Annotated in this window: 23 protein-coding genes; 8 read left to right on the forward strand and 15 right to left on the reverse strand. The window is 51.1% G+C overall.

The genetic code is table 11. The features are described 5' to 3' along the window. Window positions 1–8: 8 nt before the first annotated feature. Genes E1B03_RS08745 through otnK form a run of 4 tightly spaced genes read right to left on the reverse strand, consistent with a single transcriptional unit; the run spans window position 9 to window position 3,479 of the window. Window positions 9–785, reverse strand: coding sequence for a hydroxypyruvate isomerase family protein (locus E1B03_RS08745; protein ID WP_133086062.1), 777 nt, complete (start codon window positions 783–785; stop codon window positions 9–11). Continuing rightward, window positions 766–1,575, reverse strand: coding sequence for a DeoR/GlpR family DNA-binding transcription regulator (locus E1B03_RS08750; protein ID WP_207949461.1), 810 nt, complete (start codon window positions 1,573–1,575; stop codon window positions 766–768). The genes E1B03_RS08745 and E1B03_RS08750 overlap by 20 nt, the downstream gene beginning before the upstream one ends. Before the next feature lie 6 nt (window positions 1,576–1,581). Next, window positions 1,582–2,226, reverse strand: coding sequence for a 3-oxo-tetronate 4-phosphate decarboxylase (gene otnC / locus E1B03_RS08755; RefSeq protein ID WP_103768824.1), 645 nt, complete (start codon window positions 2,224–2,226; stop codon window positions 1,582–1,584). Continuing rightward, window positions 2,223–3,479, reverse strand: a complete 1,257-nt coding sequence (gene otnK, locus E1B03_RS08760; RefSeq protein ID WP_103768825.1) for a 3-oxo-tetronate kinase — start codon at window positions 3,477–3,479, stop codon at window positions 2,223–2,225. Before otnK ends, otnC begins: the two co-directional genes overlap by 4 nt. A gap of 371 nt (window positions 3,480–3,850) precedes the next feature. Here otnK and E1B03_RS08765 point away from each other — a divergent pair, with 371 nt between their 5' ends. Continuing rightward, window positions 3,851–4,744, forward strand: coding sequence for a PocR ligand-binding domain-containing protein (locus E1B03_RS08765; RefSeq protein ID WP_133086063.1), 894 nt, complete (start codon window positions 3,851–3,853; stop codon window positions 4,742–4,744). On the opposite strand, the gene cobA is transcribed toward E1B03_RS08765, so the two are convergent. Then, window positions 4,723–5,511, reverse strand: coding sequence for a uroporphyrinogen-III C-methyltransferase (cobA, locus tag E1B03_RS08770; RefSeq protein WP_133086064.1), 789 nt, complete (start codon window positions 5,509–5,511; stop codon window positions 4,723–4,725). The genes E1B03_RS08765 and cobA overlap by 22 nt on opposite strands. Window positions 5,512–5,916: 405 nt before the next feature. On the opposite strand from cobA, the gene E1B03_RS08775 reads away from it, so the two are divergent. Then, window positions 5,917–6,819 (forward strand): LysR substrate-binding domain-containing protein, encoded by a 903-nt coding sequence (locus tag E1B03_RS08775; protein ID WP_103768827.1) that lies wholly within the window; start codon window positions 5,917–5,919, stop codon window positions 6,817–6,819. A gap of 81 nt (window positions 6,820–6,900) precedes the next feature. On the opposite strand, the gene cobO is transcribed toward E1B03_RS08775, so the two are convergent. From cobO to glmS, 10 genes are all read right to left on the reverse strand, one after another. Continuing rightward, on the reverse strand, window positions 6,901–7,503 hold the full coding sequence (gene cobO / locus E1B03_RS08780) for a cob(I)yrinic acid a,c-diamide adenosyltransferase (protein WP_103768828.1): 603 nt from the start codon (window positions 7,501–7,503) through the stop codon (window positions 6,901–6,903). A gap of 9 nt (window positions 7,504–7,512) precedes the next feature. After that, window positions 7,513–9,165 (reverse strand): class I fumarate hydratase, encoded by a 1,653-nt coding sequence (locus tag E1B03_RS08785; protein WP_133086065.1) that lies wholly within the window; start codon window positions 9,163–9,165, stop codon window positions 7,513–7,515. 93 nt (window positions 9,166–9,258) lie between these two features. Further along, window positions 9,259–10,260: a glutaminase A gene (gene glsA / locus E1B03_RS08790; protein WP_133086066.1), complete on the reverse strand. Its 1,002-nt coding sequence runs from the start codon at window positions 10,258–10,260 to the stop codon at window positions 9,259–9,261. Between the two features lie 123 nt (window positions 10,261–10,383). After that, complete coding sequence (locus tag E1B03_RS08795; RefSeq protein WP_103768831.1) at window positions 10,384–11,688, reverse strand: dicarboxylate/amino acid:cation symporter; 1,305 nt, start codon at window positions 11,686–11,688, stop codon at window positions 10,384–10,386. 169 nt (window positions 11,689–11,857) lie between these two features. Continuing rightward, window positions 11,858–12,175 (reverse strand): DUF4387 domain-containing protein, encoded by a 318-nt coding sequence (locus E1B03_RS08800; RefSeq protein ID WP_043015639.1) that lies wholly within the window; start codon window positions 12,173–12,175, stop codon window positions 11,858–11,860. Then, window positions 12,172–13,542 (reverse strand): acyclic terpene utilization AtuA family protein, encoded by a 1,371-nt coding sequence (locus E1B03_RS08805; RefSeq protein ID WP_103768832.1) that lies wholly within the window; start codon window positions 13,540–13,542, stop codon window positions 12,172–12,174. Before E1B03_RS08805 ends, E1B03_RS08800 begins: the two co-directional genes overlap by 4 nt. A 3-nt stretch (window positions 13,543–13,545) precedes the next feature. Then, complete coding sequence (locus E1B03_RS08810) at window positions 13,546–14,787, reverse strand: methylaspartate ammonia-lyase (protein ID WP_133086067.1); 1,242 nt, start codon at window positions 14,785–14,787, stop codon at window positions 13,546–13,548. Beyond that, a complete protein-coding gene (locus E1B03_RS08815; RefSeq protein ID WP_003022957.1) occupies window positions 14,787–16,232 on the reverse strand; it encodes a methylaspartate mutase subunit E in 1,446 nt (481 codons plus the stop codon). Before E1B03_RS08815 ends, E1B03_RS08810 begins: the two co-directional genes overlap by 1 nt. Window positions 16,233–16,250: 18 nt before the next feature. After that, window positions 16,251–17,639, reverse strand: a complete 1,389-nt coding sequence (gene glmL, locus E1B03_RS08820) for a methylaspartate mutase accessory protein GlmL (RefSeq protein WP_103768834.1) — start codon at window positions 17,637–17,639, stop codon at window positions 16,251–16,253. After that, window positions 17,639–18,088, reverse strand: a complete 450-nt coding sequence (gene glmS / locus E1B03_RS08825; RefSeq protein ID WP_003022963.1) for a methylaspartate mutase subunit S — start codon at window positions 18,086–18,088, stop codon at window positions 17,639–17,641. Before glmS ends, glmL begins: the two co-directional genes overlap by 1 nt. Window positions 18,089–19,305: 1,217 nt before the next feature. On the opposite strand from glmS, the gene cydA reads away from it, so the two are divergent. From cydA to tolQ, 6 genes are all read left to right on the forward strand, one after another. After that, the gene (gene cydA, locus E1B03_RS08830; protein WP_003022965.1) at window positions 19,306–20,874 is read left to right on the forward strand and encodes a cytochrome ubiquinol oxidase subunit I; all 1,569 of its coding nucleotides are present in this window, start codon (window positions 19,306–19,308) and stop codon (window positions 20,872–20,874) included. Between the two features lie 15 nt (window positions 20,875–20,889). Continuing rightward, a complete protein-coding gene (gene cydB, locus E1B03_RS08835; protein WP_103768835.1) occupies window positions 20,890–22,029 on the forward strand; it encodes a cytochrome d ubiquinol oxidase subunit II in 1,140 nt (379 codons plus the stop codon). Window positions 22,030–22,043: 14 nt separating this feature from the next. After that, window positions 22,044–22,157: a cytochrome bd-I oxidase subunit CydX gene (gene cydX, locus E1B03_RS08840; protein WP_003022970.1), complete on the forward strand. Its 114-nt coding sequence runs from the start codon at window positions 22,044–22,046 to the stop codon at window positions 22,155–22,157. Then, the gene (gene ybgE / locus E1B03_RS08845) at window positions 22,157–22,450 is read left to right on the forward strand and encodes a cyd operon protein YbgE (protein WP_133086068.1); all 294 of its coding nucleotides are present in this window, start codon (window positions 22,157–22,159) and stop codon (window positions 22,448–22,450) included. The genes cydX and ybgE overlap by 1 nt, the downstream gene beginning before the upstream one ends. 150 nt (window positions 22,451–22,600) lie before the next feature. Further along, window positions 22,601–23,005 (forward strand): tol-pal system-associated acyl-CoA thioesterase, encoded by a 405-nt coding sequence (gene ybgC / locus E1B03_RS08850; RefSeq protein ID WP_003835413.1) that lies wholly within the window; start codon window positions 22,601–22,603, stop codon window positions 23,003–23,005. Then, window positions 23,002–23,694, forward strand: a complete 693-nt coding sequence (gene tolQ, locus E1B03_RS08855; RefSeq protein WP_003022976.1) for a Tol-Pal system protein TolQ — start codon at window positions 23,002–23,004, stop codon at window positions 23,692–23,694. The genes ybgC and tolQ overlap by 4 nt, the downstream gene beginning before the upstream one ends. The last annotated feature ends 3 nt before the right edge of the window (window positions 23,695–23,697 follow it).

Genomic DNA, 23,697 nt, shown 5'->3' on the forward strand with positions numbered 1-23,697 from the left:
TATTAAAATTATAGGTAAGGCGTCATCCAGTTTAATGAGTCGGGCTCTGATGTTGACGGTTGATATTCACAGCCAATCCAGTCCTGGTAATTCATTTTTCTTATGAAATCAAATAACCATGTTTCATTTAATTCCCCGGCTCCCGGTTCATGACGATAAGGAACAGAAGCGATTTGAAAATGTTTAATAAGCGTGAAATAGCGTTCGATATTTTTCGCCACGTTGCCATGAATTTTCTGACAGTGGTAAATGTCAAACTGTAAGCCAATATTTTTCCTGGCAACTTCGTGAATAATTGACTCGGCCAGAGGAAAACTGTCAATAAAATAACCGGGCATATCCTGCGAATTTAATGGTTCAATCAGTACATCGATTTCCGCGTCTGCCATCACATCGCAGGCGATGCGCAGCCGGTTCGTCAGGAGATCGCGCTGGGCGTGTAGCGCCAGGTCGTCGCAGCGCAAGCCGGCCATAACGTGAACCCGGCGACAGCCCAGCGCCGTGGCGTAATCGCGCGCCACGTTCAGGCTATGGTGAAATTCATTGTCTCGATCGGGCTGTGCGGCTAGCCCTCGTTCACCTTGCGCCCAGTTGCCAGCCGGGGCGTTCATCAGCACCACCGGCAGGGATGTTTCCCGCTGAGCGGCTTGCAAATGTTTCAGCGGATGCTGCCAGAGAAATAGCCCTTCTACGCCGCGAAAACCGACCGCCTGCGCCGCCGCAAATCGCGCCGCTATCGGTAAATCTGTAAACAACCAGTCGAGATTAGCCGCTAACTTCAGCATGGCGCGCACCCTCCCGGCCATCAACCAGATGCAGCTTAACGCCCTGACTGGCAATAGTTTGCTGAGCGTTTTCCGGTAACCGATTATCAGAAATAATGTCGGTCAACTGCTGCAGACCGCAGATGTGAAACATGCCGTATTTGCCAAACTTACTGCTGTCGCAGACCAGCACCCGACGCCGGGAGACGGTGAGTACCGCTTCTTTGACCGAGGCTTTCCCTTCATTCGGTGTCGACATACCGCGTTCGGTATCCCATGACGAGGAGCTCAGAAACGCCACGTCAATATTAATGGTGCCCAGAAAACTGGCAGCGCTTTTTCCAAGACATGAGCGGTTACGTTGATCCACCAGACCGCCGGCGTGATAGAGCGTAATGTGTGGCATATCCATCAAGTAGTGGCTGATGGAAAAATCGTTGGTGACTACCGTCAGATTGAAACAGTGGCTGGCGGCGACCGCTTTCGCCACTTCAAACAACGACGTTCCGGCATCCAGATACAGCGTTTGTCCGGGCTCAATGAGCATTGCGGCAAGCTGGCCCATTTTGCGCTTCACGTCATGATTCAACTCGGCTTTTTCCCGCCATGGCAGTTCCGATTTCAACAGGTTATTGAGCTTCACACCGCCGTTAATGGCGATAACTTTGCCTTCTTCTTCCAGCAATTGAATGTCGCGGCGCACGGTCATATGCGACACGCTCATCAAATCTGCCAGTTCATTAAATGAGGCGGCATTTTTTTCGTGCACGTAGCGGTAGATAAAATCACGTCGTTGCTCGGGGATCATCATCTCACCTCACGCTTGCCGGGAATGTTCAAGTTCGGCCACCGCCTCTTCTGAGAGCGGAACATAGCCGAGCGGTTTTAACGTCAGCCAGATGCGGGCGCTGTCTTCCAGCTCTTCGGCGTTAAACACTGCCTCACGCAGCGAGCGACCGCTTACTACCGGCCCGTGATTGGCCAGCAGCGCTGCCGTATGGTCTGCTGCAATTTCACTCAGCGCGCTGGCAATGCCTTCATGTCCTGGCTTGAAATAAGGCAGCAGCGGCAACTGCCCGACGCGCATCACGTAGTACGGCGTTAATGGCGGCAGACAGTTTTCCGGCGTGGTGCACGGCAGACAGGAGAGCGCGGTCAGCCATGGAGAATGCAGGTGCACGACCGCGCCGCAGGATGGACGATGCCGATACCACGCCAGATGCATGGGCACCTCTTTTGAGGGTTTGTCACCGCCAAGATGAACGCCGTTGGCATCAAGCCGACTTAGCGTGGCCGGATTAAGCTCGCCCAGACAGGAGTTGGTCGGGGTCACCAGATAGCCGCCATCCGGCAGTTTGGCGCTGAGATTGCCGGAACCGCCGCTACTGTAGCCGCGCATAAACAGGGAACGGCCATAATGGACGAGTAGTTCGCGCAGTTGGTGTTCACTCACCGGATTCATAATGCGTACTCCTGGGCAGTAAAAAAGAAATCTTCGTCACCAAAGTTGCCTGACTTCAGCGCCAGCGCCAGACCGGAAGAAAATACCCACGGCACGCCTGGCGCGATGGCTTTGCCAACGGAAAGACGCTTCACCTGCAAGGCTTCCACCACGGTCCCGGATGTTTCTCCGCCTGCGACAATAAAGGTGTTTACACCTGCAGCCTGTAGCCTGGCGCTCAGTCGGGCAAAAGCGTGTTCGATTGCCTGGCTGGCAGCCTGTTCGCCGTACTCCTGTTGAATGCGAGTGAGTACGTCTGGCGGTTGGGTGGCGTATATCATCGGCGCGAATGGGTCGTTGATATGCGTCATCGTCCAGGCACACAGTTCATCGGTGTAGCGTTCTGCATCAGACAGGCAGCGAGCGACATCGAGCACTCGAGATGCTGCCGCGGCCTTATAACGAGTAACCTGACGATTGCTCATCGCCGAGCAGCTACCGGAGAACACCACCGTTTTGGCAGGCAGTGGAAAAGTGTCTGACGGCTGGGGTTGCTGACCTCTGGCGCAGGCGGCCAGCGCGCCGCCAAGCCCGGAGCCCCCGGCTAACAGAGGACTGGCATGGAGTGCTTGCGCCAGCGTGTTGAGATCTGCTTCATCCAGCGTATCGACGATAACGTGACGCATACCTTCAGCCTGAAGTTGTGCCAGAGCGTTAGTGACCGCTTCCACACCTTGATGCAGCGTCCTGAGGTTGATGCAGCCAACCGCGCCTGGCGTTTGCGCGCTCAGCAGGCGCGGCAGGCTGGCATCGGTCATGGGATTGAGCGGATGCTTTTCCATTCCGGACTCGTTAAGCAGTACGCCGTTTACAAAAAGATGGCCGTGCACCACCGTGCGCCCGTTTTGCGGCAGGGCGGGGCAGTGGACGATCACAGGAGTCTGCAGGTCGTTCATCAACGCATCGCTGACTGGTCCAATGTTGCCTGTTGGCGTGGAGTCAAACGTCGAACAATATTTAAAATAGATCTGGCTGACACCTGCCTTTTGTTTCAGCCAGCGGGCACAGGACAGAGACTGTGCGACGGCCTGTTCTGCGGGTAAAGAGCGGCTTTTTAGCGAGATGACGATAGCGTCAACCTCTTCATTCCAGCATTGAGCGGGATCAGGCATTCCGGGTAATAGCGCAACGCGCCACCCCTGCTGCGCCATAAAGCTTGCAATGTCCGTTGCGCCGGTGAAATCGTCGGCGATAACGCCTGTGGTGACGGCCATGGATCAACTCCGTTCAGATTGTTTGCTAATTGAACATATTATTCAGGAGGGCCTTTCACATTCACATGATGATTATCACAAATAAGCACATCATTGATTCGCAGTAAAAATGAGTAATCTATTGAAAATAATGGAGATAGATGTTGAGCGTTGCGAAAAGAGTCTCACAAGAGAGTGTGAAGATTCGTTAATCTTTGAGAAAGCGAAGCCAGCGGTGTGCAACGGAGTATTATCGTGGTCGCCATAATTCTCTTGCCAATTGATCATAATCATCTGCATAAATGAGATTATTTTTTGCGGTGAACATCATTCTTTCTCGTGGCTAAATTTTGCATATTAGCGGCTTTAATATTGTTAATGCCGAGGATAACGTGCCGCTGAAAATCCAGGATGACTATTTACAACGCTTTTTCTCTATTGCAGAAATCTTCTCCCGTGCAACCGGGTTAGCTTCGGTTGTTGTTGATATTAACGGAAAAGCGTTATCTAAATGTCATAATTTTAATTCGTTTTGCACATTAATGCGGGCGGATGAACGATTTCGTTCAGAGTGTCAAAAGTGCGACAAATACTGCGCTTTTGAGGCGTTAAAACAGCTTAAACCCAGAATACTCACCTGTCATGCAGGGCTAAGCTTGTTCTCAATGCCATTAATCCGTGAGGGGCATCTTTACGGTTTTATTATCTGCGGGCAGGTACGGGTAAAGTATCAGGAATATAAAACTATTGCTATTGATAATAAATGCTCATGGATTGACAACCCGGTAATTAAAGCTGAATGGGGCCAGTCCACGCGGGTGGATAATAATACGCTGGTGGCAGCGGCAAATTTGTTAAGTTTTATTGTTGATAATTTTGAGAAAGAGAATTTGCTCTCTGAGCAGATTTCAGTTCCGACAACCGGTTACATTCGTCATTATTTCACGGAGCCTTCGCGTCATGAGAAAAAACTTATGGCGGCGCTGCGTTACATTGATGAAAATTTGTATGGTGAATTGTCTTTGGAGTCGGTAGCGGCCCATGTTTGCTTAAGCGCAAACTATTTCAGCCGTTTTTTCAAGAAACGCCAGGGGGTTAATTTTAAAACCTGGGTGAGTCAGAAAAGAATGCAAAAAGCAGGGGAGTTATTACACGATCCGGTGCACTCGATAGACAGCATTGCCCGGAAGCTGCAATACGCGCAAACCAGCTATTTCTGTCGCGTTTTCCGGGCGGCGCATCAAACGTCGCCCCAGTCTTTTCGTCACGCCAGACTTTCGCAGTAAAGGTGTTCTGGCAACGTGATGGCTTCAGGTAGAAAAGAGAGCCGATCGCTCAGGGTTACCACATCACCAATAACAATCAGCGCGGGTGGAAGGATGTTCGCTTCCTGCGCTTTGCCCAGTAATGAACCGAGCGTACAGGTCAGGCGGCGTTGATTTTCTCGCGTCGCGGACATAATTAGCGCGGCGGGCGTGTCTGCTGCTTTTCCGCCCATCAACAGCTCTTCACAGATAAACGCCAGATTGGCGATCCCCATGACGATGACCAGTGTGCCGTTAAGCTTCGCCAGTTGACGCCAGTCCTGCTGTTGGTTACCTTCCCGCGTATGGCCAGTCACCACGTGAAAGCCGGAGGCAAAATCGCGATGCGTCACCGGGATCCCTGCATAAGTCAGGCCGCCAATGGTCGAACTGATACCGGGCACCACTTCAAAAGGGATGCCCGACTCAACCAGATCCTCAACTTCTTCAGCCCCACGGCCAAACACATACGGATCGCCACCTTTCAGACGCACGATGTTGTGATGTGTTTGGGCATATTGAACCAGCAGTGCGTTGATTTCATCCTGGGGAACACAATGGAAGCCTGGGTTTTTGCCAACATTGATAAGCAGACAATCAGGTAATGCCCATTCCAAAATTTTAGGATTGACCAGCCGATCGTAAATAATAACGTCAGCCTGTTTAATGCACATCATCGCTTTGAGGGTCAGTAATGAAATATCACCGGGACCTGCTCCAACGAGCCAGACCTTTCCGAAAGTTTTCACAGTGTGTCCTTTATCACGTCTATCAAAAAGTGGCAGAAACTACATCAAAGAATGATAAAAAGCAGTCGTTTGCCCGTAAGTTATAACGTGAAATTATCCAGAATTATCGCATGGATAATATTGATTAATCTCGCAAAGTTTTTTCCGCAATAAACAAGATGACTTGAAAAATTATTAAGAACTTATTGGCACTATTTACTTAGGTTTAACCTTATTTAAATTGTGTTTATTGCTGTGCTTGAGTATTATTGGTTAATATTTATCCGCCATCAGTGTGTGTAAATCATGGATTGGATCAATGACATCAATGGATAAAATAAAATATAACTCTCGATGCTTATCTGGGTGTCTTGAATTATTTTTTATATATTAAACTATTTTTGTACGCTGCAAATGGAAGAGGTTATGAGAGGAAAAATACCCAAGACGGAGTTGCTGGTAACTTTTGAAGTAGTTGCGCGTCACGAAAGTTATACCCGGGCAGCCGAAGAGCTGGCTTTAACACAAAGTGCTGTTTTCCGCCAGGTGAATGCGCTGGAGGATTTTCTTAATACTGCGCTATTTAATCATGCCAAAAAACGTATTTTTTTAAATGCGGCCGGCAAACATTATTTAAGCATCGTTAAAGAAACGTTAAATAAACTCGAGCGCGATACGACCACAATAATGACCTGGCAACCGACCGTACAGGTTATTGAGCTGGCGGTGAATCCGACGTTCAGTACGCACTGGCTGATCCCAAACCTGCGCGAGTTTAACAAACTGAATCCTGATATTATCGTGAACATCCATTCGCTGGCGAATATCGGCGATTTTCTCAATCGTGAGTATGACGCGGCAATTATGCGTGAAGATTTCTACTCGCCGTGGTCAGGAGTTGAGTATCTGTTTGAAGAGGAAATTCTGCCGGTATGTAGCCGCTGTTTGCTGACCGAACCGGAACGGAAACTGGCCGTTGACGAGCTGCTGAACGAATACCCACTCCTGCACCAGAGCACACGAATCAAAGGCTGGCAGGAATGGTTTGCGCTGTCTGACGTCAGCAGCCCGTTGGTAAATAAAGGTCCGAGATTTGATTTGTTGTCGATGCTGATTGCGGCGGTTCGTTCTAATTTGGGCGTTGCGCTGCTGCCCCGTTTTGCGATTCAACACGATCTGGACAGTGGTGATATGGTAATTCCTTGCGATGTCCCGATGCGCACCGGGAACCGTTTCATCATGACGTGGCGTGAAGAGAAATCAGAGTCCGAGCATTTACAGATTTTCCGTAACTGGCTATTGAATAAATCTGTGGTGTCGGCTGCCTGAAGGCGGCTTGCGCCTTATCAGGCCTACGGGATTGGTAGGCCGGATAAGTTGCGTTAGCATCGTTATCCGGCAAAAGAACCGCTACCAGTCAATCCCAACCTGCGCCTGAATACCGTTGTCAAACGCGTGTTTGACCGGGCGAATTTCACTGACCGTATCGGCCAGTTCCAGTAATAGCGCATGACATCCGCGCCCGGTAACGATGACGCTTTGCTCAGCAGGGCGATTTTCGATGGCGCTGATAACTTCCTGGGTATCCAGGTAGTGATAAGCCAGCATGTAAGTGAGCTCGTCGAGCACCACCAGATCGTAATGTGCATCAGCCAACATGCGTTTACTTTCCTGCCAGACTACCGTTGCCGCCTCGATATCAGCTTGCCGATTTTGGGTTTCCCAGGTGAATCCGGTGCCCATAATATGAAATTCGACGCCGAGCGGTTGCAGCGTGTTGTACTCGCCATTATCCCACTGCCCCTTAATAAACTGCGCGATGCCAACGGTTTTTCCGTGACCAACCGCGCGCGTTGCCGTGCCAAAGGCTGCGGTGGATTTACCTTTACCGTTGCCGGTGAAGACAATCAGGATCCCTTTCTTCTCCGTTGCCGCCGCCACGCGGGTATCAACCTGTTCTTTCAGTTTCTGCTGACGCTGGCGGTGCCTGTCATTATTGGCTCGCGCTTCCATGGTGACTCCCTAGTGTCCTGCCGGACAGGTTGCGCAGCGATGCTGCTGCTCAAATTGGCTAAAGAAGTTATTGCCTTTATCATCTACTAAGACGAAGGCGGGCATATTTTTAACTTCCATCATCCACACCGCTTCCATTCCCAGCTCGGGGTATTCAAGGCACTGTAGACTCTTCACGTACTGCTGCGCCAGCAGGGCTGCGGCACCGCCAATGCTGCCGAGGCTAAACCCACCGTGTTTGTGACAGGCATCAGTGACCTGCTGGCTGCGGTTACCCTTGGTGAGCATAATGAGGCTGCCGCCTTGCGCCTGGAAGGTATCGACATACCCATCCATGCGCCCGCCAGTGGTGGGACCCATTGAGCCACAGGCCTGATTTTCCGGGGTTTTGGCGGGACCAGCGTAGTAAACGATATGCTTTTTCATGTATTCCGGCATCGGTTCGCCGTTATCCAGTCGCGCTTTGATGTTAGCGTGGGCGATATCGCGAGCGACAACAATCGGGCCGCTTAACGACAAACGTGTACCGATGGGCAGCGCGGACAGGTCATGCAGAATCTCGCGTAGCGGGCGGTTCAAATCAAGTTGTACGGTCTGGGCGCCGTTTTCTACTCGCTGTGAATCAGGAATGAATTTGCCCGGGTTGTGCTCCAGTTTCTCCAGCCAAATACCGTGTTTGTTAATTTTGGCCTTAATATTGCGGTCGGCTGAGCAAGAGAGGGCCATGGCGATAGGGCAGGAGCCGCCGTGACGTGGCAGGCGGATCACCCGGATATCGTGGGCAAAATATTTGCCGCCAAACTGCGCGCCGATGCCAAACTCGCGGCTGGCATTAAGCAGCTCGGTTTCCAGCGCCGTATCGCGAAACGCCTGGCCAAGCTCGTTCCCGTTGGTGGGCAGGTTATCGTAATATTTGGTTGAAGCCAGTTTGGCAACCTTTAGCGCCTGATCGGCAGACAAGCCGCCAACGACGAACGCGATGTGATACGGCGGGCAGGCGGCTGTGCCTAATGATTTCATTTTTTCGATCAGAAACGCGGTGAGTTTTTCCGGCTGCAGAATAGATTTGGTTTCCTGGAACAACGCCGCTTTGTTGGCAGATCCGCCGCCTTTGTTGACGAACAAGAAACGGTATTCGCTGCCCGGCGTGGCGCTGATATCAATTTGTGCCGGTAGGTTTGTCTGGGTATTGACCTCGGTATACATGTCCAGCGGGGCGTTTTGCGAGTAACGCAGGTTGTTTTCGGTGAAGGTGGTGTACACGCCTTTGCTTAATGATTCTGCGTCATCACCGCCGGTCCAGACATGCTGTCCTTTGCAGGCCACAATGGTTGCCGTCCCGGTATCCTGACAGTTGGGCAGGACGCCTTTGGCCGAAACCTCAGCATTGCGCAGCAGTTGCAATGCGACGTACTTATCGTTACTACTGGCCTGCGGATCGTGCAGAATGCTGGCTATCTGTTTTAAATGTCCGGCACGCAGAAAAAATGAAGCCTCATAAAATGCCTGCTGTGCTAATAAGGTTAACGCTTCTGGCGCAACCTTAATCACTTCCTCTCCGTCTAACTCCGTTACCGTAACGTGCTGGTTACTCAGTAATTCATATTCGGTATTATCTTTACTCTGAACAAAGAGTTCCTGCCAGACAAATGGTTTAGACATGTTTACTTCTCACCTCTTCATTTTTGCCGCATCACGGCGTAAATAAATGCGCTACTCATAGGCCGGATAAGCGAAGCGTCATCCGGCATCAAGTTATTTTGCTAAAAAGACATTGGCCTGCGTCGCTTCAGCGACGTATTCGATCGTTTTCTGGGCGCGAACGCTGTTACCAGCTTCATCCAGCGGCGGAGAATAGACGGCAATCGCATATTCGCCCGGAACAACGGCAACCATTCCGCCGCCGACGCCGCTTTTTGCCGGGATGCCAACGGTGTACAGCCATTTACCGCTGCCGTCGTACAGTCCGGCAATCGCCATTTCTGCCAGCACCTGCGGAACATATTTTTCATTTAGTAGCTGCTTGCCGTTGAATGGCGATTTGCCTTTGTTCGCCAGCACCGCACCCATTTTGGCCAATTGCTCAACGGTGATATCCACCGAGCATTGACGGGTGTAAATTTCGACGGCTTCGTCGGTGTTGCCATAGAAGCTGTTATAGGATTCCATCAGCTTCGCCAGCGCCTGATTGTGCTGGTTGGTTTCCATCTCGGATTTGAAAACCGGCTCGTTAACCGTGAGTTTGGCATCGGCCCAGACGTTCAGGTTGTCGAGGATTTTGTTCCAGCGATCGGTTTTGTCTTTGGCTTCAATCAGGCTTACGGCGCTCATCGCCCCGGCGTTTACCAGCGGGTTTTCAGGCGCGCCTTTGGTTAGCTCAATCGCTAAACCGGAGTTGAAAGGCATGCCGGTGGCATTGGCCCCGAGTTTATCCAGCACCACCTGAGGACCGTGCTGTTCCATGGCGAGCGCCATGGTGAAGACTTTACTCAGGGATTCCATTGGGAAGGGTTTGTTAACATCGCCAACCTGATAGATCTTGCCGTCTACCGTGGCAATGGTGATGGCAAAATTATTCGGGCTATAGGTCGCCAGGGCAGGGATGTAGTCGGCGACTTTTCCATCGTTGTTACTTTTATATTTTTGATGCGCCTGGTCGATAAGCTTTGCGTAATCTGGCGTGGTTTGCGCGAGGGTCGTTGCGCTAAACAAAATGCTGAAGGAAAAAATACTCACGCCGAGAAGAGTTTTAGTCATGGTGCTTTCCTGTTGGTGTTCATCTTGGTGCCGGATGGCGGCGTACCGTCTAATCCGGCCTACGGATAGTTAAACGTTATGTAGGCCGGATAAGCGCAAGCGCCATCCGGCAATAACGTGGTATCAGGACAAAGCGACTTCTGTTTCGGTAACCGGGCGTTCCTGCTCCGGGGTTTTCACCGGCGCTGTTCCACGGCAACCCTGGCCGAAGTGTTCACCTTCCCAACGGCTCACAATGGCAGCGCCCATGGCGTTACTCATGACGTTAGTAGCAGAACGACCCATATCGAGGAACGGATCCACACCCATCAGCAGGATCAGACCGGCTTCCGGAATGTTGAACTGGTTTAGGGTTGCGGCAATAACCACCATGGATGCACGCGGTACGCCCGCCATCCCTTTAGAGGTCAGCATCAGGATTAACAGCATGGTAATTTGCTCGCCCATGCTCAGTTCGATGTTGCACGCCTGGGCAATAAAGACGGTGGCAAAGGAGCAGTACGCCATCGAGCCGACCAGGTTAAAGGAGTAACCGATAGGCAGAACGAAGCTGGCGATTTTGGACGAAACACCGAATTTTTCCAGCTTGTCCAGCGTGCCCGGGAAGGCGGCTTCAGAGCTGGAGGTGGTGAAGGCCAACAGTGCAGGTTCGAGGATTGATTTCGTTAAACGTGCGATGCAAGGCCCAACTATCATGGTTGACAGGCCAATCAGGATCGCCCACAGCATACCTAGCGTCAGGTAGAATTCACCCATAAAGATCCCGGCGCTGACCATCACACCCAGACCACGTTCGGCAATCAGACCTGAAATAGCGGCAAAAACGGTCAATGGCGCAAACAGCATGACGTAGCCCGTCAGCTTCAGCATCACGTGCACCAATGAATCCAGAACCTTGACAATCGGTTCGGCTTTTTCACCAATCGCGGCCAGGCTGCAACCGAGGAAAATTGAGAACACGACGATCTGCAGAATTTCGTTACGGGCCATGGCATCGACAATACTGGTCGGCACTGCGTGCGAGATGAACACCTTCAGCGTGAACGGCTCTGACTTAACTGCAGCAACGGCTCCAGCGTCATGCGGCACGAAGTTGATGCCGGCCCCTGGCTGGAAAATATTAACGATAACCAGACCCAGTGCAATTGACACCAGAGAGGCGCAAATAAACAGGAAGAAGGTTTTCGAAAATATACGTCCCAGCGTTTTGGCATCGCCCATTTTGGCAATACCCACAACCAGCGTTGAAATAACTAATGGCGCGATAATCATTTTTACCATGCGTAAGAATATGGTGGTAAAAATAGAAATGTCCGCTGCGTAGGATTTTGCTGTTTCAGCCGCGACCATATTATTTATGGCCACCCCGGCAATCATGCCGAGTATCAGGCCTAATATGATCATCTTCGTTAAACTTATTTTCTTCATGTGTACTCCATCGGATAAAGGCTGGTAATTGGAATTGTGTAGGGTGGCGTGCGCCTGAACCTGGACAGCAGCTCAGACGCACGCCTGTTGTGACCAACCGCATGAATAATTCGAAGCACTGTGATACCGCTGAATTCTGTGCTCCAATGGTTGTTATTGTGTTTTTTTGCTACAAGTCGAACTCAATACTTAATAATGGAGCGTGTTGCTGCGCACCATAAACATCATTGTCGCCAACGTTGCCGGAAATAATATCGCGCGGCATAACAATTTTTACGGCATTCGCCGGATCGAACCACACGATATTGTGAATAAAGTCAGGTTCAACATTGTATAAACCGGCAATAAGCTGTGGTGTTAATTGCTCACAGGCTTTCACCCGCTGATAGTCTTCCCTGGTTTTAAATAAAATATCTAATACCAGTTCGTATGGCCCGGCGTTTTTGGAGCGAATAACCTGCGCCAGTGAACAAATTGAGTGTTTCATGCCTGAACTCCTTCTGGCGTCACCTGTTCAATGTGGAAATCAAAACGCAGCGCATCGCTTGCTTCAATCAGGTGATAGATCGAGAACTCATACACCGGTCCACTTTGAATATCAGATGGCGAGAACGGGAAGGCGAGGTTGCCCGCGGTCGCAATACGATTTTCATAACCGTAGTGCAGCAGGGTAGAGCGCACCAGAGAGCAAACGCTGTTGGCGATATCCTGCGTCGGCGCAACGACATCCAGTAAAATCCCCAGTTCATGACCGGCGGTTTTCATTGGTTCATGGTTGCCCATCACGCCGTTCTTACCGTACAGGTGGAACGTCATACGGATACTGTCGTCATTCAATGAGAGGTTACGCGCAACGCTGGCCTGAACCTCTTCGAGAATGGTGTCAATCCCGGCAATCATTATCGGATCACGCGTGCCGGCGATGGTCAGACAGCGGAAGCCAACCTGACGCGCACCCTCCAGTTTCAACGCATACGGTGTTTCTTCATGACGTGAACCGCTGACATACACTTCGCCCTCGTTAACCTGGGTAAAGGTGCACGCTTTCAGGTTCAGTACGCCGCCTGGCCCTGGCAGGAAGTACGGATCGGACTTCTCATACAGCGTGTGCGCCGCCGCGGAAGTTTCAGTGAACTTACGCTTGGGATTGAACGCCTTCAGCGTAAAGCCGTTGTCGTCAATAATCCCCATCGCACAATCTGAGCCAGAGCCAGGGGTGGCGGCAATGGCAGCACACTCAAGGATCTTACCGCAATGAAGCGCCAGACCTTCATCAAAGCCCTGCATAATCGGCAGCGCAGCGAAGCAAGCCGGATCGTAGGCTCGTCCGCCCAGAACAACTTGTGCACCTGCTTTCAGCGCGCGCTGGAAGGGCTCAACGCCCATTTGCGCGACAATATAGGTGCTCTCTTCGATTGCCTCGTGAGTCAGTTCAGGCACAAAATCGAGCGCGGTGATTTTGCCGTTATCCAGCGCCTGATGAACGATTTCTTTGTTGACATCAGACGGGATCAGGGCCATTGAGAAGGACAGTTTTTCTTCCTGTGCGATCTCATGAATTATCTGGCGACACCACTCCAGGTGCGGAGCCGCGCCAGAACCACCGGCTGTGCCGATCACGACAGGGATGTTGTTCTTAACGCCTGCCACAATCATATAGCGCAGATCGCGTTTCACACCGGCCCGGTCGGTAAAGGGTTTACCCGCCCCCAGGTAGTGGGGGCCAGGATCGGAGGAACCTGCGTCAACAGCAATAAGATCCGGTGACTCTTCCATGGCTTTACGAAAACTTTCTTCCGGGAAGCCATAACCCAGGATAGCCGTAGGCGATAAGATCTTAAATGTGCGTGCCATCTCTTAATCCTTAGTTTGCAACAGCGCGATGGTGCGGTTCATTTCGTTAAACACGATATTGAGACCTTCATCGAAACCCATACCTGGTTTTACCAGCATGCGCATTGGACGCGCGGCCAGCGCCACGTGTACGCAGGTACGCGCACTGATTTCCGTTTCGTTACAGGTACCACCCTGATAGGCTTCCATGGCGTGTTTGTTGCAATACAGCACCGCATCAACGATGTTGTGAATACCGCCAAGATCCGGGGTTTTAATCTGCACCATGTGGCAGCTGCCCGCATCGGTGAAGTCCACGATATCCTGATAGGTGTTACACCATTCGTCGGCAACGATTTTTACGCCGGAACCCAGACGAGTCAGCTCTTTGGTGATGGCGGTCAACATGCGGATCTGATCCGGCTTGTTTCCGGCATCAACCGGGCCTTCAATGTACAGCGGCAGGCCCTGAGCTTCGGCTTCCAGGCTGGCGATGTACTCGGCGCAGCGCACCGGATCCATATCGAAGATCAGCCCGATCGTGCCGTACACATCAATGTGCAGCGTCGGGTGATAACGCTCGCTGGTGCGCAGGCTTAAGATGCGGTTGGATAACCAACGGACGTACTCACGCAGTTTTTCGCCTTTAAAGCCCAGCTTCTCTTCCACGTTGTTGATCAGCGCATGCGGCAGGACGTCCACACCTTTGAGGATCATCTTGTCAACGGCGATATAACGGTCGTCGCCGCTCTGACCAAATAATGGAATGGCTTCCGGCACGCACGGCAGTTGCCATTCATCGCAAACCACTTCAGTTTTCAGACGACCGGTCGCCAGTGCCGCAGCGTCGAGCAGCGCCTGAGACAGACCATAGCGAACGGCGGTATGCAACAGATGACCGTCAATACGCAGTTGATCAAAGAAACGGGCGTTTGGCAGGAACGCATCAACGTCACGGCCTTCCAGCAGCGGTTTGATGTGATCGTTGAGGAACGGAATGAAGTTTTCTGCCAGGAACAACGGGTCACGACCGCCTGCACCTGAATATTGCACCGCTGCGCAATCGCCCACTGCTACCGCGCCATTTTCCAGAATCAGCTGCACGGAAACACATTCACCCGCCTGACGAACAGAGGTAAATCCAGGTGTGACCGGCGTGCCGGTATAGATAAACCCGTCATGACCAGCACCGTTTTTGATGGCCTGCTGATCGTCAAAATAAAATGAGGAGTAGCCAGCGGTGAAAAGGGCCTTTTTGATTTTCATTATGGTCTTCCTATTAATTTACTGTGGGATACGGCGTTGATGTCATCAATGACCATCTGGAAAGAAGGCTTGCGGCCTTCGAAATGCGCGCGCTCTGCGACGTAGTCGTGGTGCAGGGCGAGAATATCTTTCGGCAGCGGAACGGCACCGGCTTCAAGAATACGGATGGCGCCTGTGTTATCGCGAACAGGGAGGATCTTACCGGCGTTACAGGCGGCAGGAGCGAAAGGTACATCCAGCACGCCAGCTTCAAAGGCCAGCACCGTGCCACGCGCAATGTCGCCATTGCCCAGCTCGAAGACTTTTTTCAGCACCGCGCGGACTTCGCTCTTAATCAGATCAACTTCCTGCTCCACGGCAGCACACTGCGGGAATTTCTGGTCGCTGACCATGTTGAGCATCTGGCGTGACGCTTTCAGGCCCTGGGCGTTAGCTGCCGCCGTTGGGATACCGAACGCTTCGTGCGGGCTTTTGGTGATCACTTTTGTCGCGCCCGACATACCGGCAACCGCTGCGCCCCAGGCGATAACGGAGAAGGCTTTCGCTTCATCTTCCGGGAATCCGCCCATCCACTGGTGGAAAACGGTGCTCAGTTCGTAATCGTCGAAGCCGTGGTTATGGAAATATTCGTGAGACAGTTCACGTAGCGCCTGAATAGCGGCGATATCCTGCGTCAGACTACCCACCTGGCCGTAGCCAACGGTAATTGATTTCACGCCTTGTTCCAGCGCCAACAGACCTTCGATAATCGCCACCGAATGGGACATAAACGGCGGGATCAGGGTGCCGGTCAGCGGGCCAAACGGTTCACGGTTGATACGAATGCCGTTCTCTTCGTACAGGCCCATCAGGCGGTCGCAGTACTGCCAGTCGCGGATGGATTTTTCCAGGGTGACGCGTTTAGCGTAAGGGATGTTGTAGGAGATACCGCCGCCTTCGTAGCTGGTAAAGCCACTGGCCATGGCGATTTCTGCCAGCAGGCGCGCATCCGGCGTACCGTGGCGAACCTGGATCGGTTTTTCCAGCGATTCAGTCATCCGGCGGCAGGCAGCAACCCCGTGATTGACGACCGGTAAACCATTCAGTTTGGAAGTACCAGCTTCGATAGATTTCTGGATCCCGACAGCGGCTTCTTCATAGCGATTCAGACGGGTATAGGCATCGATAGTACTCGGCAGGAGGTCGCACTCTTCCTGCAATGTTTTGAGCAGCGCAATATGCTCATCCATTAATGCTACGCCTGCGCGCGGCTGGCTCAGAGTTTTACCTTCCTGATCGGCCTTCAGCAGGGCAAGGGAGAAGCGCTTTTTATCTGGAATTGATTGCTGGTACTTCACGCCATCTTCGAAGTTCTCAACGTCTTTGCCGGTTTCCCAGGTTTGTAATACCTGATGCCTTTCGGTCATGAATTCGTCATGGGTCAATTTTTTATTTCGAAGTTCCATTCGTAGCTGCCTTAAGTTTTATAGGGTTAAACACTGAATGCTGGTGCGAGCAGCGGCTTGCGGGTACAGCCTGGCGACGTTTGCCAGAAGCGGGAGCAGGCCATTTGAATCGCGGTAATACTCAAACTGATTCGGTAACAGAATTCTTTTCCCCTGGTCGTCCAGCTCCCGGTATTTGAGCCAGTTATGGATATCGAACTGGCTGGCGCGCGAGAGCCATCCCCCTGAACCGACGACTTTGCGTACGGTGGTGAGATCGCGACCCATCTGTAAATCCACGTTACCCACGCAGGTGCAGACCTGCTTTTTAGTGCCCGCGTGGCGCTCAGCGGCATAGCCCACGCATAAACCTGCCAGCAGGGTGTCGAAATATTTCTCCTCCTCGCTGAGTGGCAGGTAATCCGGTTGCCCAACTAAATGGCGCAGGTAGCGGTAAAACGCCTCCTCACGCTGTGGCTGTTGGGCGAAGATGACTTTCACCATTTCCTGCGTGCTTTCTCCGACCACGACGGCGGAAACGCGCATTCCCAGGTCGCCTTCAACGGTACGTTTGACGAACGGTTCAGGAACGCCATGCAGGACGGTATCGGGGGAGAGGATATTCGCGCTGGCCGAATAGACATCCGTGGTGGCTCCGCCCATATCAATCAGCATGAATTCCTTCCATGCGCTGTCGTAATCGCTAATGGCTTTGACTAACTCATATACCGTCCATGGCGTCGGCATTGGCTCTTCGCCTGTTTCGCCGACAATGACGTCCAGACCTTTGCCTTTGACGATGCGTGACAAGAACACATCGCAAATCGCCTGGCGTGCGGCAAACGGATTCGGGTGATCGAGGTCTGGCAGAATGTTGTCTACCGTGGTCAAATCTTTATGTCCCAGAATCGTTTGTATTTCGTCCTGAATGTCCCGGTTTCCGGCGTAGATAATGGCGCAATCAAGCTTTGATTCCGCCAGCGCATGCGCATTCGCCAGGCCGTAACTTTCTTCGCCACCGTCTGTACCGCCGGTAAACAGCAGAATGTCTGGGGGGGATGATTCCAGCTCCTGGATGTCATGACGGTTCAGCTTGTACGAATAATATTGCGCGATTTTCGCTCCTGCCGAATGGGCGGTAACTTTTGCCGATTCCAGCGTAATGGAAGGCACCAGCCCCATTGCTGCAACGGCGAGTCCACCTTTGGCTGAGGAGGAGTATTTCAACTGCACTTCACCACTTTTCAGTAACGGGCGAGCATCGGCAACGTTCAGCACCTGATTCAGGCTGGCAAAAAAACCGTCTGCCAGATGATGTGTGGTGGTTGGGGTCAGGACATGGTTTACCAGGGTTAAATCCTCGCCTTCATGGGCGAAGAGGGCTGCCTTGGTCCATGTCGAGCCGATATCGACAGAAACTGTTTGCATCAGATGGCCTCTTCCAGGCAACGCTGCTCAAGGCCATTGTGTTGGTGAATATCATTGGTGATAAGCGCGCAGACATCTTCCAGGTCGTGGCTTGGCGCGAAGACGCGGTTAAAACCCATCTCTTTAAACTTCACTTCTACATCGGCGAAATCATGTTTACCGACGACCAGGTTGCCGCCAACGTACAGCAGAATGTCGCCGAGGCCGCGTTCAATGCAGCGCTCACGTAACCCGAGGCAGTCAATGTCGCCATGACCGTAGATAGAGGACACCACGATGGCATCGGCGCCAGTTTCAATCGCGGCATCAATATATTCATCCTGGCTCACCATCACCCCGAGGTTGATTACGTGGAAATCATGAGCAGTAAAAACGCGATCCAGAACTTTATTACCTACTGCATGGCAGTCAGCACCGATGACGCCAATAACAAGTGTAGATTTCTTCATGGGTAATCCTCTGTAGGGCTGATGGTCAATAAGTGAAAATTGTTTTCTAATATTTAGAACATGGATTGTGACAACCTCTTAATAGGGTTGGAGTTTCTGTGGAAGCGGAAAAGGAAGCAATTGATCTATTTTCAAAATATCCTGCGCAAAATGATTGTTATATTGATTTGTTTTAAAAATTACTAAATATCAGTAACTTGCAGCTTGTCTTTGCGACTGTTTTTAATTTATTAAGAAATTGATTAATAAATAACTTGCCATGTTTGTGATCGAAATCTTATTTTGTTGTGCGCCTCATTCATTCACCATTTTTAATAATTTCAAAAATCATATTTACTAAATAACTTGTGAACGGGATAACGGTTTTTTATTTTTTAATCTTATATGGCATAACTATTTTTGTTAAATTTAAGATAAAAATGATAATGAATTGTTTGCGGCATATTTAAACATCGCCATATAAGCGAAGAAGAGAGGTGAATGATAACTTTAAGTGATGATTTAAGCGAAACGACCGCGCTCTGCAGGAGAACACCAAACGCAATGCGTCTGTCAATGAGGGACGCTTTCGCTTCCATTTGAGATAGTTACATTTCGGTGTTAATTATAAGTAAAATTAAAATGAATAATTTGTATGAAATAACGAAACACTGACTTGCTAAACAAAAAACTGTGAGCTACCCAACAATAGTGACTCTTTATCGGCTGACTATTTTGTCAGCCGGACGGGTTAAAAGATCGTGTAGATTTAAATAAATATCCTATCATTTGTAGTAACGGCAATTACTCATTGAAAAACATGTTGTTAACATGATGTTTACTAGTCACTCGACTCTTAAACACCATTAACATTAAATTTGGAAATTGATTTAAATCAATGTTTAAAACTTGGTAAACGGCGTCAAAAGAGGTTAAATTGCTGCAGATCAAATTGGTCTGAGAGTGATAAATTAGCTATAAATTGATCACTATCGAAAAATGCAAATTTGTCTCGATAAAAACCTGTTTATTGTAAGGATTTTACGGCGTAATATAATTGCGGGATCAATTTGAGTGTTTTATTAACATGTTTGTAACCTTTCATCATTGTCCTTTCTTCAAACGAGAGGAAAGGGCAGCGGCGGAGGGAAGCAGATAAATTTGTATTGGGGCATGCGTGTGACCCTTTCTAACGGGGTTCACTCTCGGAGTCTTCATGCGATGAGCAAGGAGTCATGATGTTAGATATAGTCGAACTGTCGCGCTTACAGTTTGCCTTGACCGCGATGTACCACTTCCTGTTTGTGCCACTGACGCTCGGTATGGCGTTCTTGCTGGCCATTATGGAAACGGTCTACGTCCTTTCCGGCAAACAGATTTATAAAGATATGACCAAGTTCTGGGGCAAGTTGTTTGGTATCAACTTCGCTCTGGGTGTGGCAACCGGTCTGACTATGGAGTTCCAGTTCGGGACTAACTGGTCTTACTACTCCCACTATGTAGGAGATATTTTCGGTGCGCCGCTGGCGATCGAAGGTTTGATGGCCTTCTTCCTCGAATCCACCTTTGTAGGTCTGTTCTTCTTCGGCTGGGACCGTTTGGGTAAAGTCCAGCATATGTGCGTCACCTGGCTGGTGGCCCTGGGTTCTAACCTGTCCGCACTGTGGATTCTGGTTGCGAACGGCTGGATGCAAAACCCAATCGCCGCGGATTTCAACTTCGAAACCATGCGTATGGAGATGCTGAGCTTCTCTGAACTGGTGCTTAACCCGGTAGCACAGGTGAAATTTGTTCACACTGTGGCATCTGGTTATGTATGTGGCGCGATGTTCGTACTGGGGATCAGCTCCTACTACATGCTGCGCGGTCGTGACTTCGCATTCGCTAAACGTTCTTTTGCCATCGCTGCCAGCTTTGGTATGGCTGCTATTCTGTCTGTTATCGTTCTGGGTGATGAATCCGGTTACGAAATGGGCGACGTGCAGAAAACCAAACTGGCTGCGATTGAAGCTGAATGGGAAACTCAGCCTGCACCGGCTTCCTTCACGCTGTTCGGTATTCCGGACCAGGATGCGCAGGAAAACCATTTTGCGATTCAAATTCCTTACGCGTTGGGCATCATTGCTACCCGTTCTGTTGATACACCGGTCATTGGCCTGAAAGACCTGATGGTGCAGCACGAAGAGCGCATCCGTAACGGGATGAAAGCGTATCAACTGCTGGAAGAGCTGCGTGCCGGCACGACCGATCAGGCCGTTCGCGACCAGTTCAACAGCATGAAGAAAGACCTGGGTTATGGTCTGCTGCTGAAACGCTATACGGATAACGTCACCGACGCGACCGAAGCGCAAATTCAGCAGGCAACGAAAGATTCTATTCCTCGCGTTGCACCGCTGTACTTCGCTTTCCGTATCATGGTGGCATGCGGCATCCTGATGCTGGCAATCATTGCTGTGTCCTTCTGGACCGTGCTTCGTAACCGTATCGGTGAGAAAAAATGGCTGCTGCGCACCGCGCTGTATGCGATTCCTCTGCCGTGGATTGCGATCGAATCCGGTTGGTTTGTCGCAGAGTACGGTCGTCAACCGTGGGCGATTGGTGAAGTGTTACCAACAGCCGTAGCGAACTCTTCGCTGACCGCTGGCGACCTCATCTTCTCGATGCTGTTGATTTGCGGCCTGTATACTCTGTTCCTGGTAGCTGAACTGTATCTGATGTTCAAGTTCGCACGCCTTGGGCCGAGTAGCCTGAAAACCGGTCGTTATCACTACGAGCAGTCCACTGTGACTTCTCAGCCGGCACGCTAAGACAGGAGTCGTCAAATGATCGATTATGAAGTATTGCGTTTTATCTGGTGGCTGCTGGTTGGCATTCTGCTGATTGGTTTCGCAGTCACTGATGGCTTCGACATGGGGGTGGGCATGCTCACCCGTTTCCTCGGTCGTAATGATACCGAGCGTCGAATTATGATTAACTCCATCGCCCCGCACTGGGACGGCAACCAGGTATGGCTGATCACCGCAGGCGGCGCGCTGTTCGCTGCCTGGCCGATGGTCTACGCCGCCGCGTTCTCCGGCTTCTATGTGGCGATGATCCTGGTACTGGCGTCCTTGTTCTTCCGTCCGGTCGGTTTTGATTACCGCTCCAAGATTGAAGACATGCGCTGGCGCAACATGTGGGACTGGGGCATCTTTATTGGTAGCTTCGTTCCACCGCTGGTTATTGGCGTGGCGTTCGGCAACCTGCTGCAAGGGGTTCCGTTCCACGTAGATGACTACATGCGTCTGTACTACACCGGTAACTTCTTCCAGTTGCTGAATCCGTTTGGTCTGCTGGCGGGTGTCGTGAGCGTTGGGATGATCATCACCCAGGGCGCGACCTATCTGCAGATGCGTACGGTAGGTGAATTACATCTGCGTGCACGTGCAACTTCGCAGGTTGCGGCACTGGTGACTCTGGTCTGCTTCGCGCTGGCCGGTGTATGGGTGATTTACGGTATTGACGGTTATGTTGTGACCTCCGCACTGGATCACCATGCAGCCTCTAACCCGCTGACCAAAGAAGTGGCTCGCGAGGCTGGCGCATGGATGGTGAACTTTAATAACGCACCTGGCCTGTGGCTGGTTCCTGCACTGGGCGTCGTACTGCCGCTGTTGACTATCCTGACTTCTCGTATGGAGAAAGGGGCATGGGCGTTCGTCTTTTCCTCACTGACGTTAGCCTGCATCATCCTGACTGCTGGTATTGCAATGTTCCCGTTTGTAATGCCATCCAGCACCATGATGAACGCAAGTCTGACCATGTGGGATGCCACCTCCAGCCAGCGGACATTGAACCTGATGACTTGGGTTGCGGCGGTGTTTGTACCGATCATTCTGCTGTACACCGGTTGGTGTTACTGGAAGATGTTCGGTCGCATCACCAAAGAAGATATTGAAAGCAATACCCACTCTCTGTACTAAGTAAGGAGCTTAAAATGTGGTATTTCGCATGGATTTTGGGAACGCTTCTTGCCTGTGCATTTGGGATAATCACAGCGCTGGCGCTTGAGCACGTTGAATCAGGCAAAGCCGGACAAGAAGATAGCTGATGACCAACATAATCGCGATGGTATACAACGCGATGGACAAGCGCCCCCTGCGGGCGCTTTCCTTTGTGCTGGCAATCGTGTTGGCTGGCTGCATATTCTGGGATCCGTCACGTTTCGCGGCCAAAACCAGTGAGCTTGAAATCTGGCATGGTTTTCTACTGATGTGGGCGGTCTGCGCAGGCATTATTCACGGCGTTGGCTTCCGTCCTCGCGCCGTACATTGGCAGGGCATCTTCAGCCCGCTGATCGCGGATATCGTCCTCGTTGTTGGTCTGTTTTTCTTCTTCTTTTGAATAAGAAACATCCTTAAATATTTATGGGCTTGCATAAGCCCATAATTTTTTACTCTCCGTTTACTTTCCCCCATTCCAAAGCACCATTCCCGCGCGTATAGTAGCGAAGTTTGAAAGCACTAACCTTTTGTTGCATTACCGGGATGTAAAGTGAATACAACGCTGTTTCGATGGCCGGTTCGTGTCTACTATGAAGATACCGATGCCGGTGGGGTGGTTTACCACGCCAGCTACGTCGCTTTTTATGAAAGAGCACGCACAGAGATGCTGCGTCATCATCACTTCAGTCAGCAGGTTTTGTTGGCCGAACGTGTAGCCTTTGTGGTGCGCAAGATGACCCTCGAGTATTTTGCGCCTGCCCGGCTCGACGATATGCTCGAAGTCCAAACCGAAATTACGTCAATGCGTGGCACCTCATTGGTTTTCACGCAACGCATTGTCAACGCAGAGAACACCGTGCTGAATGAAGCCGAAGTTCTGATTGTGTGCGTTGACCCACTCAAAATGAAGCCTCGTGCGCTTCCCAAGTCTATTGTCGCGGAGTTTAAGCAGTGACTGACATGAATATCCTTGATTTGTTCCTGAAGGCAAGCCTTCTGGTTAAACTTATCATGTTGATTTTGATTGGTTTCTCAATCGCATCCTGGGCCATTATTATCCAGCGGACCCGTATTCTTAATGCGGCTTCACGTGAAGCCGAAGCATTTGAAGACAAGTTCTGGTCCGGCATTGAATTGTCGCGTCTGTACCAGGAAAGCCAGGGGCGTCGTGATAATCTGGCGGGTTCAGAGCAAATTTTCTACAGCGGATTCAAAGAGTTTGCGCGTTTGCATCGGGCGAACAGCCATGCGCCGGAAGCGGTCGTTGAGGGGGCATCCCGTGCGATGCGTATCTCGATGAACCGTGAACTGGAAACGCTGGAAACGCATATTCCATTCCTCGGCACCGTCGGCTCCATCAGCCCATATATCGGTCTGTTTGGTACCGTTTGGGGGATCATGCACGCATTTATCGCGCTGGGCGCGGTAAAACAGGCAACGCTGCAAATGGTTGCACCGGGTATCGCGGAAGCGTTGATTGCAACGGCTATCGGTCTGTTTGCGGCAATCCCGGCGGTTATGGCTTACAACCGACTGAATCAGCGCGTGAACAAGCTGGAACTTAATTACGACAACTTTATGGAAGAGTTCACCGCGATTCTGCACCGCCAGGCGTTTACCGTTAGCGAGAGCAACAAGGGGTAAGCC

The organism is Citrobacter arsenatis (genome assembly GCF_004353845.1).
GTDB lineage: Bacteria > Pseudomonadota > Gammaproteobacteria > Enterobacterales > Enterobacteriaceae > Citrobacter > Citrobacter arsenatis.